This window comes from Spiroplasma endosymbiont of Tiphia femorata (assembly GCF_964020225.1).
Classification (GTDB): domain Bacteria; phylum Bacillota_I; class Bacilli_A; order Mycoplasmatales; family VBWQ01; genus Spiroplasma_E.
Genome location: NZ_OZ026544.1, coordinates 1,537,190 through 1,556,517 on the forward strand (window position 1 = coordinate 1,537,190; position 19,328 = coordinate 1,556,517).

At 24.0% G+C, this 19,328-nt stretch carries 16 protein-coding genes and 2 tRNA genes; 2 read left to right on the forward strand and 16 right to left on the reverse strand.

The window, feature by feature from the left end; genetic code table 4:
* Positions 1-160: 160 nt before the first annotated feature.
* Complete coding sequence (locus tag AACK83_RS09485; RefSeq protein ID WP_174480342.1) at positions 161-553, forward strand: hypothetical protein; 393 nt, start codon at positions 161-163, stop codon at positions 551-553.
* On the opposite strand, the gene AACK83_RS09490 is transcribed toward AACK83_RS09485, so the two are convergent.
* The 5 genes from AACK83_RS09490 to AACK83_RS09510 all read right to left on the reverse strand — a co-directional run bounded on the left by AACK83_RS09490 (position 554) and on the right by AACK83_RS09510 (position 5,963).
* A complete protein-coding gene (locus AACK83_RS09490; protein WP_338958013.1) occupies positions 554-1,168 on the reverse strand; it encodes a hypothetical protein in 615 nt (204 codons plus the stop codon).
* Positions 1,141-3,417 (reverse strand): ribonuclease R, encoded by a 2,277-nt coding sequence (gene rnr / locus AACK83_RS09495; RefSeq protein ID WP_338958016.1) that lies wholly within the window; start codon positions 3,415-3,417, stop codon positions 1,141-1,143. Before rnr ends, AACK83_RS09490 begins: the two co-directional genes overlap by 28 nt.
* Before the next feature lie 106 nt (positions 3,418-3,523).
* Complete coding sequence (gene secG / locus AACK83_RS09500) at positions 3,524-3,787, reverse strand: preprotein translocase subunit SecG (protein ID WP_174480339.1); 264 nt, start codon at positions 3,785-3,787, stop codon at positions 3,524-3,526.
* A gap of 170 nt (positions 3,788-3,957) precedes the next feature.
* Positions 3,958-4,671, reverse strand: coding sequence for a hypothetical protein (locus AACK83_RS09505; RefSeq protein ID WP_338958020.1), 714 nt, complete (start codon positions 4,669-4,671; stop codon positions 3,958-3,960).
* A gap of 62 nt (positions 4,672-4,733) precedes the next feature.
* Entirely contained in the window at positions 4,734-5,963 is a 1,230-nt protein-coding gene (locus AACK83_RS09510; RefSeq protein ID WP_338958022.1) for a hypothetical protein, read from the reverse strand.
* A gap of 644 nt (positions 5,964-6,607) precedes the next feature.
* On the opposite strand from AACK83_RS09510, the gene AACK83_RS09515 reads away from it, so the two are divergent.
* Complete coding sequence (locus AACK83_RS09515) at positions 6,608-7,489, forward strand: DegV family protein (protein WP_338958025.1); 882 nt, start codon at positions 6,608-6,610, stop codon at positions 7,487-7,489.
* 50 nt (positions 7,490-7,539) lie between these two features.
* On the opposite strand, the gene AACK83_RS09520 is transcribed toward AACK83_RS09515, so the two are convergent.
* The 11 genes from AACK83_RS09520 to nrdE all read right to left on the reverse strand — a co-directional run bounded on the left by AACK83_RS09520 (position 7,540) and on the right by nrdE (position 19,318).
* Positions 7,540-7,614 (reverse strand) — tRNA-Trp (locus AACK83_RS09520).
* 59 nt (positions 7,615-7,673) lie between these two features.
* Positions 7,674-8,414, reverse strand: a complete 741-nt coding sequence (locus AACK83_RS09525; RefSeq protein WP_338958028.1) for a transcriptional repressor — start codon at positions 8,412-8,414, stop codon at positions 7,674-7,676.
* Between the two features lie 60 nt (positions 8,415-8,474).
* Positions 8,475-8,948 (reverse strand): hypothetical protein, encoded by a 474-nt coding sequence (locus AACK83_RS09530; protein ID WP_338958030.1) that lies wholly within the window; start codon positions 8,946-8,948, stop codon positions 8,475-8,477.
* A 1-nt stretch (position 8,949) separates the two neighbouring features.
* A complete protein-coding gene (locus tag AACK83_RS09535) occupies positions 8,950-10,344 on the reverse strand; it encodes a hypothetical protein (protein ID WP_338958033.1) in 1,395 nt (464 codons plus the stop codon).
* A 9-nt stretch (positions 10,345-10,353) separates the two neighbouring features.
* Positions 10,354-10,710, reverse strand: coding sequence for an MG284/MPN403 family protein (locus AACK83_RS09540; protein WP_338958036.1), 357 nt, complete (start codon positions 10,708-10,710; stop codon positions 10,354-10,356).
* Positions 10,711-10,785: 75 nt separating this feature from the next.
* Entirely contained in the window at positions 10,786-12,237 is a 1,452-nt protein-coding gene (proS, locus tag AACK83_RS09545; protein WP_338958038.1) for a proline--tRNA ligase, read from the reverse strand.
* A 6-nt stretch (positions 12,238-12,243) separates the two neighbouring features.
* Entirely contained in the window at positions 12,244-14,028 is a 1,785-nt protein-coding gene (locus AACK83_RS09550; protein WP_252319918.1) for a hypothetical protein, read from the reverse strand.
* Positions 14,029-14,042: 14 nt separating this feature from the next.
* Positions 14,043-14,744, reverse strand: coding sequence for an acetyltransferase (locus tag AACK83_RS09555; RefSeq protein WP_338958041.1), 702 nt, complete (start codon positions 14,742-14,744; stop codon positions 14,043-14,045).
* A 50-nt stretch (positions 14,745-14,794) separates the two neighbouring features.
* Positions 14,795-16,318 (reverse strand): cardiolipin synthase, encoded by a 1,524-nt coding sequence (gene cls, locus AACK83_RS09560; protein ID WP_338958044.1) that lies wholly within the window; start codon positions 16,316-16,318, stop codon positions 14,795-14,797.
* A gap of 101 nt (positions 16,319-16,419) precedes the next feature.
* Positions 16,420-16,510, reverse strand: a tRNA-Ser gene (locus tag AACK83_RS09565).
* A 201-nt stretch (positions 16,511-16,711) separates the two neighbouring features.
* A complete protein-coding gene (gene nrdE / locus AACK83_RS09570; protein WP_338958046.1) occupies positions 16,712-19,318 on the reverse strand; it encodes a class 1b ribonucleoside-diphosphate reductase subunit alpha in 2,607 nt (868 codons plus the stop codon).
* Between the last annotated feature and the right edge of the window lie 10 nt (positions 19,319-19,328).

Here is a 19,328-nt window from a genome sequence, read left to right on the forward strand (position 1 = left end):
AGGTTAGATTAATCAATAGTTTTTCTAGCAATGATTAATGTAAAATTAAACATAAAATTAATATTTGTTGTATAGCGACCCAAGAAATAGATTTTATATTTGTTTTACGGGTTTTTGTTAATTTTATATATTAATAAACAACTGAAAGGAGTCTAAGGACATGGCAGGAGAGTTAAATACTAAACCAACAGCAGTAAAAAATAGTCAATTTTATCAAGGCGATTTGGGTTTTGATAAAAATAATAATGATAAAGTAATTATTTATAAGATTTTAACTGGTAAAAAACTTGAGGTTTGCAAAATTATTATTGATGAACAAAATCATATTTTAAAAATTTCTACGAAAACGGAAATTATTAATGAAGATGAATTTGAAATTTACACATTTGCTTTAGAAGCAGATACTGCTGATTTTATTTTAAAACTTATTGCTAAAAATCAAATTAATGCTGAAATTAATTATGCATTTATAAATAATATTGAAGATTCTTATAATATATCTGAATCAGACTCATTAGAAGAAAAAAAGAAAAAAATTAGGAAACTCTTTTAACTATTTATAAATTTCTTCTCAATTATAAACTGAACCATAACACAAAGCTTTAATTTTAAAATCATTGTTATTATTGATAATTTCTAAAATAGTTTGGGCAATAGAAATCCCTGAGGCAACTATATCATCAATAATAATAATGTTTTTTTTATTAAAAAATTTAATATATTTAGGTAATAAATGAATTTTATTAGTAATTTCCATTTGTCTTTCGCTAACTTTTAATTTATTTTCTCAAAATTTACGGTAGTTATCAACTTGGAAAATATTATTAATAAATAATATCTCATAATTTAATTTTTTTTTAATAATTTTAACTAATTCAATTATTACTAATTCTAAACTACTAACTGAAGTAGGTTTTTTTGGCATCATAATAAAATAATCTAAATTTTCAAACAAATTAAATTTTTGACCAACTTCAAATAAATTAGTTGCTAATCTTATTACAGTATCTTGTTCAATATTTACTTGCTTAATTAAGTTATAATCTTCATTAACTCATAATAAATCCGGATATTGTTTTAAGCCTGGCGATTTAAAATAATTATAATAATAGCATTCAATGTTAAGATTGCTTTGTTGAATTAATCTTTTTTGCCCTTGTATTTTCATTTTTTTACTCCATTTTTCTTTTCACTTTTATTTTTTTTAACTTTACCATTTAGTTTTATCTTTTTTCTATATTTAAAATTATTTGCTTTATACATTTTTGATGATTGATTATTATTATTTTTATCACGGTTTTTATTTTGCTGACCATTTTCTTCTAAAATAAAATCAATAGTTCTAGCAACTTTATTTGCACTTTTAACAAGAACACTGACCTTTTGACCAAGAGCATACTGTTTTCGTTTTCTTTCACCAAACAAAATCATTGCTTTTTCATTAAAAATATAATAATCATCAGTCATGTCTGAAATTCTAATTAAACCCTCAATTGTATTATCTAACTCAACAAATAATCCAAAGCCAGTTACACTAGAAATTATACCTTCAAATTTATGACCAATAAATTGCATCATGTATTCTGCTTTTTTCATTTGATCTACAGCTCGTTCACACTCTAATGCTTTTAATTCCATATTACTAGATTGCTCAGCAGCTCAATTAGTAAAACTTTGATATTTCTCAATTATTTTAGCATTTATTTCTCTTTTAACTATATATTGGCGCAATAAACGATGAACTATTAAATCAGGATAACGTCTAATTGGCGAAGTAAAATGTGTATAATAATCACTAGCAAGTCCAAAATGGCCAATACATTTATTAGTATACTGTGCTTTTTCCATACTTCTTAATAATAAAGTTGATAAAACTTGAAATGTTGGTAATTGTTTTAAAGAATTTAATAATAATTGTAAATCTTTTGAACTAATATTTGTGATTTTTGGATTTAGTTTAATGCCCATTAATTTCAGAATTGTAACCATTTGATGCATTTTTTTAGAACGAGGATGTTCATGAACACGATAAATAAAAGGTAATTTCATATCAAATACAGTTTTAGCAACTACTTCATTAGCTCTAATCATAAAACTTTCAATTAATTTTTCAGCGATATCACGAGTTCTTAAAATAATATCAGTTACTTCTCCATTGTCATTAATAATTGTTTTTGCTTCATTAATTTCAAAATCAATTACTCCAGCATCTTGTTTAAACTTTCATAAAATTTGGTGCAATTCTTTTGCTTTTAGTAACATTTCTCAAATTTGTGGATGTGTTTTAATAAAATTTGGATTTTTACCATTATATCCATCATTTACTTCGTCATAATTCATTCTTCTTGCTGATTTCATAAATGCCTGATAAATTTTATGTTTTACTGTTAAACCATTCTTATCAATTTCCATATCACAAACCATACATAAACGTTCTACTTGTTCATTTAAAGAACAAATACCATTTGATAACTGCGTTGGTAACATAGGAATAACACGATCTGCTAAGTAAACAGATGTACCGCGATTAAATGCCTCTTCATCTAAAGGACTATTTTCTGTTACATAATGACTAACATCAGCAATAGCTACAATTAAACGATAATTACCATTAGCTAGTTTAGTAACACAAATAGCATCATCAAAATCTTTAGCATCTTTACCATCAATTGTAACTAATAACTCTTTAGTCAAATCAATACGACCAATTTTATCTGATTCTAAAACTGTTACTGGCACCTTATCTGTTGCTGCTAATGTTTCAACATCAAATTGTGCTTTAATGCCAATTTCATAAATAACAGCTAAAATATCAACACCAGGATCATTAATATTACCCAATATTTTAGTAATAGTAACATTAAAAATATTTTGTTCAAAATTTTTAATTTTTGCAACAACAATATTATTTTCTAACGCTTTATCAGGATTTAAAATATTAACTTCATACTGTTGTAACTTTGCATTTTGAATTAATAATGTTTTTACTTTCGTATCTGCATTAACAATAACAGTACCAACAAGAAGATTAGTATCACGTTTAATAATTTTTAATACTACAGCCTCATCATTCTGATTATTAATTTTTACTAACTTACATAATACTTCATCATTATTTAACGCATTATTTATATTTTTTATATTAACGTAATATTCTTCTTCACTATTTAATAATTTAACAAATCCAAATCCTTTTTTAGTAATTTGAATTTTACCAATAAATAAATTATTATTTTTTAGCATATAAAATTGTTGTTCTTTATTTTCCAAAATAATTTCACTATTTTTCAATTCTTCTAAATCAGCAATAAGTTCTTGCTGTTGATGATGATTAGTAATATTAAGTTTCACTGTTAAATCAACCGTTGATAAAGGTGTAATACTATTTTGTAACTCATTAATAATCTCTTGCTTCATTTCAATCAATCCCAACTTTATCCTAATTATATAATTAATTATAATCTATCTTTTAAAATTTATAAAAAGGCACATTTTAGTGTGCCTTTTTATAAAATAATTATCATTAATTTATAACTCCAATAGTATTAATAAGAATTCTTACTATTATTGCCATAGTAAATAACGATATACCTAATACTAAAGTGGCAATAGAAAATAACTTACTTCAACCACGTTCTTTAGTACTAGCAAATAATTCTTGATTACCCCCACTTAAAGCACCAAGTCCATTATGATTTTTTTTACCTTGTAATAAACCTAAAATTACTAATAATATAGCGATAATTAAGGCAATAATTTCAAAAGCAAAAATAATGTTTTGACTCATTTTGTCACTTCCACTTCTTTATAATATTATTAATTTTACACTTAATTTTACTAAAAATAAAAAAATTTTCATAATTATTATTATGACTTATTCCAAAATTAAAATTTTAATTATGAAATAAGCCTAATATGTTATGTTTTATAATTCTTTTATAGGAAAATTTATTAACTTTATTCTGGTTCAATTTCTAAGTAATTTCCAACAGCATTTGTTACAATCTTTCATCCATGTTGATTGGTCATCATATAAAAAATGTTTATTTCTGAAAAATTATTATACATAACTTTAACCAAAGTTTTTAAATTACTATCACTTAAACTATTTGCTAAGGTTCCTATCAATTGTGGAAATTTAGTAATTTCACTTAAAATTTTTTTTTCAAAAAGTTGATAGTCATCTTTATTATCTTGATAAATTTCTGCTAATTTTATTCACATATCATTACTAATACCTAATTTAATTTTACTTGATTCTGTATATTGTGGAGTTTTATTGTCTAAAGGTATGTAATATTTTTCTATTTTATTATATTGATTATGGGAATTGATATCAGCATTATGAGCATGCGATCAATTATACACTAAATATGCTATTCCACCAACTATAATTACTCCACCCACAACTCATCCAATAGGCCCTCCTTCAATCATAACAGATGCACCACCTTCAACAACCTCTTCGCCAATAGCAATCGCACCTTCTTCACCAACCTCTAATAAAGGCACTGCTTCTTCTGTTTCAACTACTGTTGTAGCTTGTGGAGAACTTATTCATTTAACAACTTTATATGCAGGTGGAATACTCATAGTTGTGGTAGTGGCTAGACCTTTTAATAAATATTCATTTTTATTAGGTGTTATAAAAACGATTCCATATTTATGCAATTCAACAATTTTTTCAAATTGTGTTCAACTAGCATCAGTAAAATGTTGTCCATAAATTTCTGTTAGTTTTTTCTTACATTATTTTTACTTTCTGTAGATGTGGTGTAATAAATATCTAATAATTTTTGATCAATAATTTGTGTTTTTAAAATATCACACTTTGGTTTCTGATTTGTTCTAGAGCCTGTACTTTGATTACTGTGTTGATTTCTATTTCTAGAACTAGTTCCAATGTTAAAAGATTGTTCAGATGTTGATGGCAAAACAGCGCTTCCACCTGCTGAAGGTGAAGGGGTTGTTGTTGTAGTGGTCTGCAAATTACTTGGTTTATAATTTGATATATCTTCAAGTGTAGTAAAAGTAACACTAAAATCACAATCATAAATAATATTCAAATTTTCTGTAAATATTATACTGTTTGGACGAAACATATGTGATAGCGGAATTATTAATGTAGTTGAAGTTAAAAATGGAGAGAAATCTATACCCGGCACAAAGTCGAAACGAAAAACTAAATCAGGATTTAATTCTCATAACCTTTCCATAATAGTACTCGGATCATTACGTCTAATTTGTCCTAAATTAGTATTTCTAAGTAAAGTCGATAATCTTACGCTTTGTTCATTAATAGTAAAAGTTACATTTAAATCACTATCAAAAACAATATGAGGATTATTCTGTTGAAAATCATAAACATTTTCTGATAAAATTTGAAAATTATTTATGCCTATAGGATGTCTATTTGTAAAACTAGGATAACGTAAATGCAAATCGGGATTTAAAAAATTTAATCTCTCTATTATTGTTAATGGTGCATTATCTAACAATTCTCCTAACTCAGTTCTAATAAGAATACTTGATAATGTTAATCTTCGAGGTGTAAAGTTAATAGTAAAATTTAAATTTTTTGGAATATTTCTTGCGGGATTTTGATCGTAAATGTTAATACCAGCATGTACTGTTGCATTAATATTTGTAATGTTTTCAAATTCAATATTTTCTAAAAAATCTTCTCTAGATAAAATTGGATGATTAATTTCTCTTAATCTTTGAATAATATGTTGTTTATCATTCGCTTCAATTTGACCAATATTAATTGTTGTCATTGCTTTTTGTAAACTTGGTGGAGTTTGTCTTTTAACTCTTTTTTTTGTAGAATTTGCTCTTTTATCTTTTTCTTCTAATTCATTTTCTGTTTCAGTTTCTATTTTAGTTAAAATACCACTTTCAGCAGGAATACCACTAGTTAATGCAGTTGATGCAATGATTGTTTTAATAATTTTCTTTTTCATAATATAACCCTCTCTTTAAATCTTTAAATTTTTCATAATGTAATCATTTTATATGATTTATGAAATAAAACAGATTTGATATAAAAATATCGGGGTTTTAGAAATTTAAAATATATTCTTTGATAATTAGAAAAAACACAACATATTGATTTACATCATTAATATTTTCATCAATATTTCAATATTGATTTGAGTTTTTAAGTGGTCATTCATTTATTTGGATTTTTTTATTTTTATTACTTAATGAGTTTTATTTTTTTGACTTATTTATATAAATTTTTCTTGATTTTTAAAAAAGTAATATGCTGATAGTTTTGATTTAATATATTTTGTTAGATATCTAATTGAAAAATATTTTTTCCGTCTTTAATAATTTTTAATTTTGAAAAAATATTTAACTTATTAATAAAATCCTTTCATGTCAAAATTAGTGTTAATTATATAACACAATTGTTTTTAGAATACATTCAGTTTTTTAAAATTAATGTTCTGATAAAAAATCTAAGAAACAAGAATCAACCACCCCAAAAACAACATATTAACTATTTTATATATCTTTCAACGATGAAAGTCCATTTTTAAGTAAAAAATATATGTTATAATTTAATAAATAAGTAAAAAATATTATAGTTAGGGTGAGAAAATTGAAAAAAAAAATTGGTATTGTTGCTGATTCCTCTTCAGGATTTTCAATTAAAGATTTAAAAGAAATGAATATTGGATTTTGTCCATTATTAATCACTTTTAGTGATGATACAACTATTACTGATGACCCTAACATTCTAGAGGATGAAGAATTCTATAATAGAATAGTTCATAAAAAACAATCTGCCAAAACTTCGCAAACACCACTTGGTCAAATGAGTATAATTTGAGAAGATGCTTTAACTAAATTTGAAAAGATTATTTTTATTCCTTTATCAAAGGGGTTATCGGGTCAATATAACACTGCTACTATGTTATCAAAAGAATCTAATTTTAAAGATAAAGTTTTTGTTTTTGATAGTAATGGTGTTTCAGTTATTAACTGACTATTAGTTAAAAAAGCATATCAAATGTCACTTAACGAAAAAAATAATGTTAATGATATTATAGAAGCACTAAAATTAATAAGAGATAACTATATAGCATTTATTTTACCTTATGATTTAAATTATTTAGTTCGTGGTGGTAGAATTTCAAAATCAGCAGCAGCCTTAGCTACTATGTTAAAAATAACTCCAATTTTATCTTTTGACGGAACCATTGATAAATTTGATAAAACAAGAACATGAGATAAAGCAATTAAAAATACTCTTAAAGAAATTAATAAAAGTAAAAAAATAGAAAGCATTACTCTCTTTTACATTATTCATGCTTTTGCTGAGGCAAAAGAAATAGAAAAAATTACAAAATTTGTTAAAGATTATGGCATTAAAAACGTCAAAACTATTAATTTAGCAAACGTAATTTGTGCTCATACAGGAATTGGAACCTTCAGTTTTGTTGCTTTTAATTTAGATAAAGATAAGTTACCAAAATTATAATAATAAAAAATTCACTTTTATGAGAAACATTTAAAAGTGATTTTTAATAATGGCAGGGGTGGCAGGACTCGAACCCACAACACTCGGATCTGAAGGCCGATGTTCTACCATTGAACTACACCCCTAAAATATTTAATTTAAATAGTACATGTTCAATTTTACGCGAAAGAAGTTTTAAGTTCAATTAAAATTTCATTTTTTTTATTTTTAATTCACATTTATCACAAATTCCATGAATTTCTAACTTATAATGTGAAAAATAAAAATTATTTTTAGTTGCTAATTTTTCAAGTTTTTCTTCTTGTAATGGTGAAATTTGTTGTTTATCTTCGAAAGAGGCATGAATAATTTTATTACAAAAATTACAAATAATATGAACGGTATTTTCTGATAGTTCATAAATTATTTGTTTTCCTTCAAAAACATTAGCATGAATAATATGTTCTGTCATTAATAAATCAATAGTATTATAAATACTCATAATATTAATATTATCATTACCTTCTTTTGTTAAAAAACTAATAATATCATTAATACTAACATGTTGCTTAAGCGTTAATACTTTAATAACTGCTTTACGAACATCAGTTAAACGATAGTCTTTATCTTTCAACTTTTGGATAATATTTTCAAAATTTTTATTCATACTAATCTCCTGATAAAATATAATATTACTTTTTTTATTTTCAATTGCTACTAATCTTTCAATTTCATTTATTAAATCTTGAACTGTTTTTGTTTGTAAATCCAGTAATTTATTATCATTAATTTTTACATTATGTTTTTCTTCTATTTTAATAACAATCATTACTAATTTAAGAGAGTCAATTTTTACATCTTTAAATTTAGTTTTGGGTGTAATTTTTTCTTTAATTTCTGGATAATCTTTTTTAATAATTTGATGAATTTCACTTAAAATATCCATAAATTCACTCCTAATTTAAATCATTTTTATTAATAGTTATACTTAGTATAACATAGAGCATTAAATTTTATTTGTTATTTTAAAATATCATTCTAAATAATCTAGTTTTAAATTAGTATTATATTCAACTCATACAGCATTATTTAAAATATTAAAATGAAAAATAAAATTATTAATTTTTCATTGTGGAAATGTTTTAATAATTAACTTTAAAAATATGTATTGAAATAAATTTTGATTAAATTGTATTTTATATATAATCTGTGACTGATTTGCTAAGATAGTACTATTTTTATCTAAAATAATTGTAATACTTTCATTTAATTTTTTAATATCAATAGCTTCTACAACTATGTCTGGATTTAAATTTTCTTTTTTATCATCTACGGTCTCTAATTCTACATCATATTCTTTTACCATTTCATTTAAATTTTTATTAGTTGAAAAATTTTTGATAATAAAAAATAACATAATACTTAATGTAATAGTGATAGTAATAATTAAAATGCTAATTTGTAACCTACGTATAAACATTTTATACCTTTATTTGACTATGAATTAAATACTTATAATCAATAAAACTAAAGTTATCACTACTATAAAATTTTAATATTTCATTGTAAGTTAAACTAAAATTAGTGGTTGCCACTCAATTTTCACTATTATTTCTTATTAATTTTTTAATAAAAATAGAATGATATGGACCACCAATAATTGGTTCACTACTTTCTTCAATAAATTTTAAATTAATATCATATTTAAAAAAGGTTTGAAAATTAAATGGAATATTTATATTAAAGTGAAAACATTCAAATCTTGGTAAATCAAATTGATTTTTTCCTATTTCATCATTCAATACTATTTTATTTACAATGCTATTATAAATAGTACTATAAAATTCTAAATAATATTCATCAATATTTTTTTTATTACGTAATAAAAAAGCTGGTATTTTATTATTTTGATAAAATTTTGATAGATTTTCATTAATATTTAATGATGTATTTTGTTGTAAATCAAAATTATTATTAAATATTAATATTTTACGTAATATTGTTTCTTTATCATCATAATAATAATCTTTTACTTTTGGAAAATGTGATACTAGATAACGTTTTATTCTTATTGGCACTATATTTGCAGTATTAATATTATTACCAGAAAACTTAAAAACCTCATCTAATCTTGATTTTCCACCAACTATCATGTTCTTCATAATCTTTTTAGAAAAAATATGATAAAATCCTTTATCAGAGAAATTTGTCGTTAAAATAATGGGATTTTTAATTTCCAAATTAAAATTTGTTGTAATAAACATTTTTGGTTTAATTTGTAATTGATACTGTGGATTACTATTAAAGTAAAAACTAAGTGTTCCATAATTATGTTTATTATTAATATGACGAACTTGCTTTAAATTACTAGGTTTTTTACAATTAAAACTATAATTTAAAATATTTATATTATCTTTTTTAATTGCTATTGCTGGTAAAATTATCTTATAAGTTTTCATAACCATATGTAAAAAAGAAATATCAGCATATGGACCAAGTTTATTATTTTCAAGTAATTCTAAATATGAAGAAGTAAGAAATACTCACTTAATTGATTTAGATATCACAAGTTGTCCACTTGCTTGCTTAATATTACTATAATTCAAATCATATTGAAACGTTACATCGTCAAGTAATCCTTCACTTGGTTCTTTGTTAATATCAAAATCATAACTATATGCTTCTACAATTTGAAGTTCAATATAATAATAACTGCTTTTTTGCAAAGTTTGGATCGGAAAACCAACCACTGTAAATCTTGGAATTAAAAATAATTCTTTTTCATAAATGGGGCTGTTTTTTACATCACTCGTTAAATTCAGTTTTTGTTCTAAAAAACTACGCGAATTCAATAAATCAATACTATTAATATTCATTTTATATCCTTAAATTAAATATAAGTATAAAAAACGCTTAATAGTCGTTTTTTCTAATTTTTCATATTCTTTGATATGATAATATTTTTTTCATCAATTTTTATTTGATTTAACTAAGAACGTTCTAACAATATAACTATATTCATTTTTTGGTAATAATGCTAAAACTGTATCAACAATTTGCACATGTTTCTCATAATTTTTTAAATCTTTATTTATCGCTATCTTATTAGCATAGTGAACACTATCCTCTTTCAAAACATAATTTTCTTTAAAATTATTATTTGCTAATGTTAATTTTGCTTGTTCATATTTAACAAAAATAGCAGCAATTAGTTGCTTATCAGCACTTATTTGTTCTTTCATTATTATCACCTCAATAATAATTTAAGAACAAATAATTATCTTTCCTCTATTTTATTTCTATTTAACTTACTAATTTTAATATGATCTTGCAAAATAAGTTCAGACACTATTAGGAGTTTGACACTTAAAACAATTACTTGGTTTTTTATACGGTTCTAAAGGAATACAACGTGATGTTGTACCAGTTAAACTTTTAATTTCTTCTTCACACTTTATTTGATCACAAAAAGGTACAATAAAGAAACCTTTATGAATTTTAACTAATTTATGATATTCATTGAAATCTGTTAACTCTTTTAAACTTGTATTTAATTTTTTTTGTGAATTATTAAATAAATCTTTATTTAATTTATTTAATTGATTAATAATAGTTGTTACTAATAGTTTTTCATTATTAATTTCAACATCAATAGTATCTAAATTATGACGTAAAATTAATTTAATTACTTGGTTTTCAATTTCTTGCTCACCAATTGCAATAGTAATTGGAATACCTTTAATTTGACTTTCACTTTTCTTATAAGAAAAACTTTTATTATCTTCATTTATTAATACTCGGAAATGAGAACTTAAAATTTTAAATATTCTTTCAACAATTATTTTAACTTTATCACTTTTAGGTGATAAATTTAAAAGCATAATCTGATGCGGTGCAATTGTAGATGGCAATACTAAACCCAGATCATCGCTATGCGCCATAATTAAAGCACCAATTAATCTTGTCGATACACCTCATGATGTTTGATATCCTAATTCTTGTTTATTATCTTTATTACTAAATTTAATATTAAATACCTTTGTGAACTCTTGACCAAAATAATGACTAGTACCGGCTTGTAATGCTTGTCCATCTTGCATCATAGTTTCAATTGTATATGTCATTTTTGCCCCAGCAAAACGTTCGTGAATTGTTTTTGCACCAACAATAACTTTAATTGCTAATTGTTTTTCAACAAAATCAGCATACAACTTAATCATTTTTAATGTAAAGTTTTTTGCTTCTTCATCGTTATTATGCATTGTATGCCCTTCTTGTCATAAAAATTCACTAGTTCTTAAAAATGGTTTTGTATTTTTTTCTCATCTAACAACATTACATCATTGATTATATAATAATGGTAATTGTTTATATGAACTAATTATTTTTGAAAAATGACGACAAAATAAAACTTCTGAAGTAGGACGAATAATTAGTTCCTCTGATAATTGATTATTTCCAACTTTAGTTACAGTTGCACATTCTGGTGCAAAACCCTCAATATGATCTTTTTCAACTTGAAATGCTTTTTGACTAATTAAAAGTGGTAGCATTACATTTTCAATATTTAAAATTTTAAATCTTTGATTTAATAAATGTTGAATATTTTCTCAAATTGCATATCCGCGAGGACGAAAAATAATGGTACCGGCTGCTGAACCATTTTCTGCGCCATAATCACAAAGTTCTGCTTGCTTAATAACATCAGTATATCATTTGGCAAAATCAATCTCTCTTGCTGTAATATTTTTATTCTTTGCATTATTCATAATGATCTATTCACCTTTCGTTGATTGACTTTTATGTCACTTCCAATAATTTGGGTAATTTAAAGCATCTAGCACTTTATTTGCTTGTTCTGATTCTAATACTTTTCCTAGTAAATAGTCAACCTTTAATCCTTTTAAAACAATAATTTCAGGAACGTTAATAATACCACGAGCTAAAATATTTTTAATACCTAAAATTCTTAAATAATGCAAACAAATAATAACATCAATATATTTACTAAAACTAAAAGTAACTTGTTCTAATAAATTAGAAGTTAAAACTACATAATCAGGTTTAAAATGATTAATTAATTTAAAATTATCAATATGACGTAAATCATGAGTAAAAGAAATTTTTATTTTATTACTACGAATAGTTTTAATAATTGAATCATACTTATTCCAACTATTAATTTCACCAATATCTTGAAAATCAAAAATTAAATCACAATTTTCAAAAAGATTTTTTCTCTTATTAACAAGAGCAATTAACTTTGTTAAAATAGTTTTATCTTGTAACTCAATTAAACTAACAGGAAGAATAAGGTTTTTTTCTTGTTTTAATTTCGCAAATTTTTCAAATGTTTGAATAAATAAAGGCTCATTTACTTTTCACCACAATCCTGAATCTTGAATATTACGCATCAAAACAATAAACGAAACATAATAAGAATTTTTAACAAAATTTCATCAAGCATAGTAACAATTTGGCTCATTTGAATTATCACTTTTATATACTGGTCTAATACTAACACTTAATAATTTTTCCATTTGTTCTGATTGTAGAAGTGAATAATGATTATAATCGGGATAATTTAAAATATCATTTGTCTTCAATTTGATTTCAATTAAGTCTCTACTTTGTACTACTTCTAATTGATTCTTATCAATAATTTTATTATATAATATATAGACATTTGAAGCATCAGTTTTTACTGAAGCATAAACACATAATATTTGACTTTGAATCTGCAAATAACTACTTTTTTCTACTAAATTACGTTTAATATAACTATTTATTTTTTTTTGGAATCGATATAAATTTATTTTCTTATTTCTAGAATAAATTAAAAACTGACCATCATAATATTTACAAATAATAGTATTATCTAATCCTAAAGTTATTTTACTATAATATGAAATTAATAATTCCATTCGTTCAATATTATTAACAGTTAAAATATTTTCTAATGCTAAATAATTTTTTATTTTTATTAAAATCATATATTCAAATTGACTATTTATTTTTTTATTATATTTTTTTTGACTAAAATTATCTAAAATAGTTTGTACAAAAACTGACTTTACCACTGTTAACTCATTTTGTTGTAAAATAATTGCTTGTGAAATAGCAAAACGATTATAACGAATATTACTTTGCATTTGACCATACAAAACTTTATTATTATTATCAAAATAATCAATTGATAAATCATAAACAATAACTTTACTTCCTAATTGAAAGGAAACAGAAAAATGACACGGCTCAAATGGAACTTTATTCACTAATAAATCTTGAATAAAAATTTCAATTTTTACTTTAGTTTTACGATTCATCATTGATTTAAATACAAACAATGAAATTCGTTTTTTACGATTTAAAACTTCTAAGCGTTCAGAAAAAGTAATGATTTCATTTTTTAAATCAATTTTCAATGGAACTAAACTTAACAAATCACCATGGATAACATTATAATATTGATTATTACGATGATTTAAACGTATAAATAAAATAATTATTATTGTCATAAAAGGAATTAAAGCAATAATTACAATTGCAGATCAACGCATAATTTTACCTCCATTTAATCAAAGCCTAAAGTAATATTACCATTATTTCCTTGGAAAAGTTTTAACTTTAGTCTTTGATTATCAATATATAATTTAGCTAAACGAAACATTTTGCGATCTTTAACCAAAATTCAATCAATAGCTTCAACAGGAATTGTTTCGTATATTTGAACACGATTAGTATCAACATTTAAACCTCAATCTTTAGTAGTGCTTTGAAATAGTTTATGAATATCAACAGAAATAATAGCTATTTTATTAACATCAACATTTTGCTCTGCACATCACTTTCAAAAAAAATGACGTGTTGAATTACCTAACTCTAATTCTAAATAAGTAGCATGTTCTAAATAAGTTCAAACAATATATTCTTGCTTTGGCAATAATTTAATTTGTGAAGAAGGTTTAATTCCTTGTTCTAATATTAAAGTAATATTACTAACATCAGTATAAAAAAATAAGTTAAAAATATTTTTATTTTCTAAATGTTTAATAATTTGAATAGTTGATCTTCTTCTAAAATTTAAAAAAATATTATTACGTTTTTTATTATTCGTTGAAGTAGAAGATTTATTAGATTTTTTTTGTTTTTTAAACCTATTAAAAAAAGGAGTTTTTTTTTCATTGTCTTCTGATAATTTAGAAATATCCAAATTAGGTTGATTTTCATCACTAAAATATTCTTTAATTTTTTTAATTCGTCGACTTCAACCCATAAATTATGACCACCTTATTATTAATATTTACCTAATTATACTAAATTTTTTTAAAATAATGGTGCTAAAATTCTAAGCAATAATAAAAATACACCCCGATAGGCAAAACTACGATGTAGTAGTGGATTACTAATAATTAAACTAGAATGAATAAAATCTTTTTCAAATGAAGCAGATAAATCACTATTTGTTTTACTATCATAAACAATTACTAAAGTTTGATGATCTGAATAAAGACTACGATAATCAAGATTAGTTGAACCAATAATAGTAATATCATCATCAAAAATACCAGACTTAGAATGGTTAAAAACATTATTATATTCGTAAATTTTAACACCTGACTCAATCAATGAATCATAATAAGTTCTTGACATGTCTAATGATAAAAATTTATCAGTAATTCCGGGTAATGATAATCTAACATCAACACCAGAATAAGCACTATTACGCAATGCAGTAATTAAATCGCTAGTTGGAATTAAATAAGGAGTACTAATTCAAACTCGCTTTTTAGCATTACTAATAAATTTAATAAATAAATCTTTTTGAATTGTTTCTTTAGTAATAGGTCCATCATCAATTACTTGGACAATAATATTATTTTTAATTTTTATTTCAGATTTTTCAGCACTAATATCAAGAATATTACCAGTAATAAAATGCCAATCTTGTCTAAATATTAAATCAATTGATTTAACAGCTTCCCCAACAATTCTAATTTGGGTATCTCTTCAAAAGCCATACTTTGCAGAAAGATAAATATAGTTATCTGCTAAGTTAACTCCACCAGCATAGCCAATATTCCCATCAATAATAATATCTTTACGATGATTACGAAAATTATAATTTCCTGTCATAAATGGTAATCTAACTGGTGAAAATTTATGAATAATAATTCCCATTTTTTTCATTTTTCATATTTTATATTTTGATAAACTAAAATATGAACCAACAGCATCATAAATCATATAAACTTTAACTCCCGCTTCAATCCTTGCTTTTAAAACATTAATAATTACTTCTAATAGCTCCCCTTCACCAAGAATAAAATAATTAATAAAAATATAACTTTTTGCTTGTTTTAAATCTTCAATTAATTTAACAAATTTATTAGGACCATTATTTAAAATTTGAACATCAGTATTATTATAAAATGGTCGATGAGAAATTCTTGTTGTATAGTTAAATAAAGATAAAGTATCTTCACTCAAAGTTATTTTTTTTGATTCTAAAATTGAATTAGCAAAAGTTCAATCTTCTTGGGTATAAAAATAACTATTTGTTTTTAAATAAGCTTTTTGTTTTCGTCGATAACGATAAGGACGACCAAAAGTTCAATATAAAAAAATACCGATGATTGGCAAACATAAGGTAACCATAATTCATGATAGTTTTGCATCTTGCATACGATTGGTAATGAAAATAATAATACCAGTTAAAATAGTTAAAGTAATAATTATCATCAAAATAATTCATGAATATTTAATATAATTAAATATAACAAAAACTATTGTTGCAATCAAAGCAATATATAAGATTAATGATAAAAGTAAGTTTACTCGTTTACGCATGATTTCTCCTTAATATAAAGAGTTCTTTATTAAATTATATCTAATTATTAATAAATTTATTATTTAAAAGTAAAAAAAAGCAATTAATGCTTTTTAAATAATGGCGGAATGGGAGAGATTCGAACTCTCGCGACAGTTTCCCGTCCTAACTGATTAGCAATCAGTCCTCTTCAGCCTCTTGAGTACCACTCCAAAGTTATAATAATTATTTTTTTTACAATTATTATTATAACTTTAATTTTAAAATTTACTATGTATTTTTTAATTTTTTTTTAAAAATCCTATATTCCAAAATAAAATTTCACTATTTTTTAAATTAAATAAATAATATATTACTAAATTTGTTACAAATTTATTTTTTACTTGAAACTACTATTCAATAATCTAATTAATTTATACAACACAAACATTACATTGATAATTTTCACTATCCTCTAAAACCTCTTGACGAATACGAACATAATAAATTGATGAACAACCTTTTTTAAAGGCTCTAATATAAGCTTTATTTAAATCACGAGTTGTCGCTTTATCAGTAATAAATAAAGTTAAAGAAATTGCTTGATCAACGTGCTGTTGTGCAGCTGCTACAATATCAATAATTGGATTAGGACCTAATTCATATCCACCTTCAGTGTAATATGATAAATTATTATCATCAATCTTATAAGCAGGAACATAAACACGACCTAATTTCCCTTCTTTTCGTACCTCAACAGGAGCGACTACCGGTTGTAGACTTGGTGTACACGAAGATAAATAACTAATTGAACCAGTGGGTGCTACTGCCATTAAATGTGAATTAGCCAATCCCGTTTCTTTAATTTTTATTACTAATTCTTTTCATTGCTTCTGAGTTGGAATCATAATGTTATATTTTGTAAATAATTCTTGTATTTTTTTTGTTTCAGGAGTTCATTTATCTGACTGACATTTTATGTATTTATCAAAATATGAACCATCAGCAAATTTTGAATTTTTAAATCCACCAAAACTTCCAAATTTTAATGCTAATTTATTTGAAGCACTAAAAGCATGATAAGCCATAACATAAAAGAAAATATTAGTAAAATCAATTGCTTCTTTTGAATCATAAAAAATATGATTTGTTGCTAAAAATCCATGTAAATTCATAGCGCCTAAACCCAAAGCATGATTTTTTTTATTTCCATATGCAACTGACGGAGCACTAGAAAAATCACTACTTCTTGATACGTGGTCTAATGAATGAATTGCTTGAAAAATAACCTCACCAAATTCACTTCCACTTTCCATTACTTTTGCAATATTAATACTTCCTAAATTACAACTAATATCTTCACCAATTTCTTTAAAACTTAAATCACTATTAAATTCACTAGCTGTACTTACTTGAATAATTTCACTGCACAAATTACTCATAACAATTCTACCGGGATGAGCATTATTTTTATTTACTGTATCATCAAATAATAAATAAGGATATCCACTTTCAAAATGTAATTCAGCAATCATTTGAAATAATTTGCGAGCACTAATAAAATTTTTACTAATTTCAGAGTTTTTTAACATATTATAATACTCTTTAGTAATAGAAATATCTGTCATTGCTTTACCATAAACTTTTGCAATATCATAAGGACTAAAAAGTGCCATCTGTTCATTGTTTTTTGCTAATTCAAAAGTAATATCAGGAATAACTACTCCTAAAGACATTGACTTAATACGAATTTTTTCATCTGCATTTTCACGCTTTGAATCTAAAAATAACATAATATCTGGATGATGAACATTTAAATAAACTGCCCCAGCACCTTGTCTTTGACCTAATTGATTAGCATATGAAAATGAATCTTCAAGAATTTTCATAACTGGGATAACGCCTGTTGCTTGATTTTTAATATTTTTAATTGGAGCTCCAAATTCTCTTAAATTTGTTAAACACAAAGCAACTCCACCACCACGTTTTGATAACTGTAATGAAGTAGTAATAGCGCGAGCAATTGATTCCATGTTATCTTCAATTCGTAAAAGATAACATGAAGTGTATTCACCTCTTTGTTTTTTCCCTGCATTTAAAAATGTGGGAGTAGCTGGTTGAAATCTACCAGACATAATTTGTCTTAAAATTTTACTAGCATGTTCAATATTACCATCAGCGAAAAATAAACTATTCATAACAACTCTATCTTCATAATTTTCTAAATATTGTTTACCATTAAAACTTTTTAAAGCATAAGAATTATAAAATTTTAAAATACCCATAAAACTCGTAAACTGATAATTAAAACTGTATGCTTCATTTGTTAATCGTTCAATTTCCGTAATTGAATATTTATTAATTATTGTTTCATCATAATATTGATTTTTTACTAAATATTCTATTCTTTCTTTAACGGTTTTAAAAAGCAATAAATTTGGTTTAATATGATTTTTCATATAAGATTGTGCTGCTTGCAAATCAAATTGTGCATTATTAGTAGTTTTTGCTCTAGCATTTAAAGTAACATATTCATCACTTTCTAAAGTTCCAGATAAAGTATTTATTTCATTGGTATTTTTTTTATCTTTATCTCAAAAATCTACTAATATATTTTTTATTGTTGATACATCATTATTAGTTCCTAATAATTCAAATTGAAATAATAGTGGGACATTTAATTTTTTTGAAAGAATTGGCCCGGCAATTGCAAAAGTATCACCAAAATTAGTATTCCCCGACGCAATAACACCACGACAAAAATTACGATTTTGCTTATTATTTAAAAATTTAATTACCTGTTTAGGAACCGCCCCTTCTTTAATATCACCACCCCCACTATATGTTGGTGTTATTAACACATAATCTTTATCAACTAAAATTTCCTCTTGTAAATCGTGAGGAATTCTTGAATTCAAAACCTCTAATTTTTGAATAAAACGATGAGTATTATTTGACAAAGAAGAAAAATAAACAACATGAATTTTTCCCTCTGGCTTTAATATTTTTTGGTTTGAAACTTTTACAACATCATTATGCATTTTTTTCTCC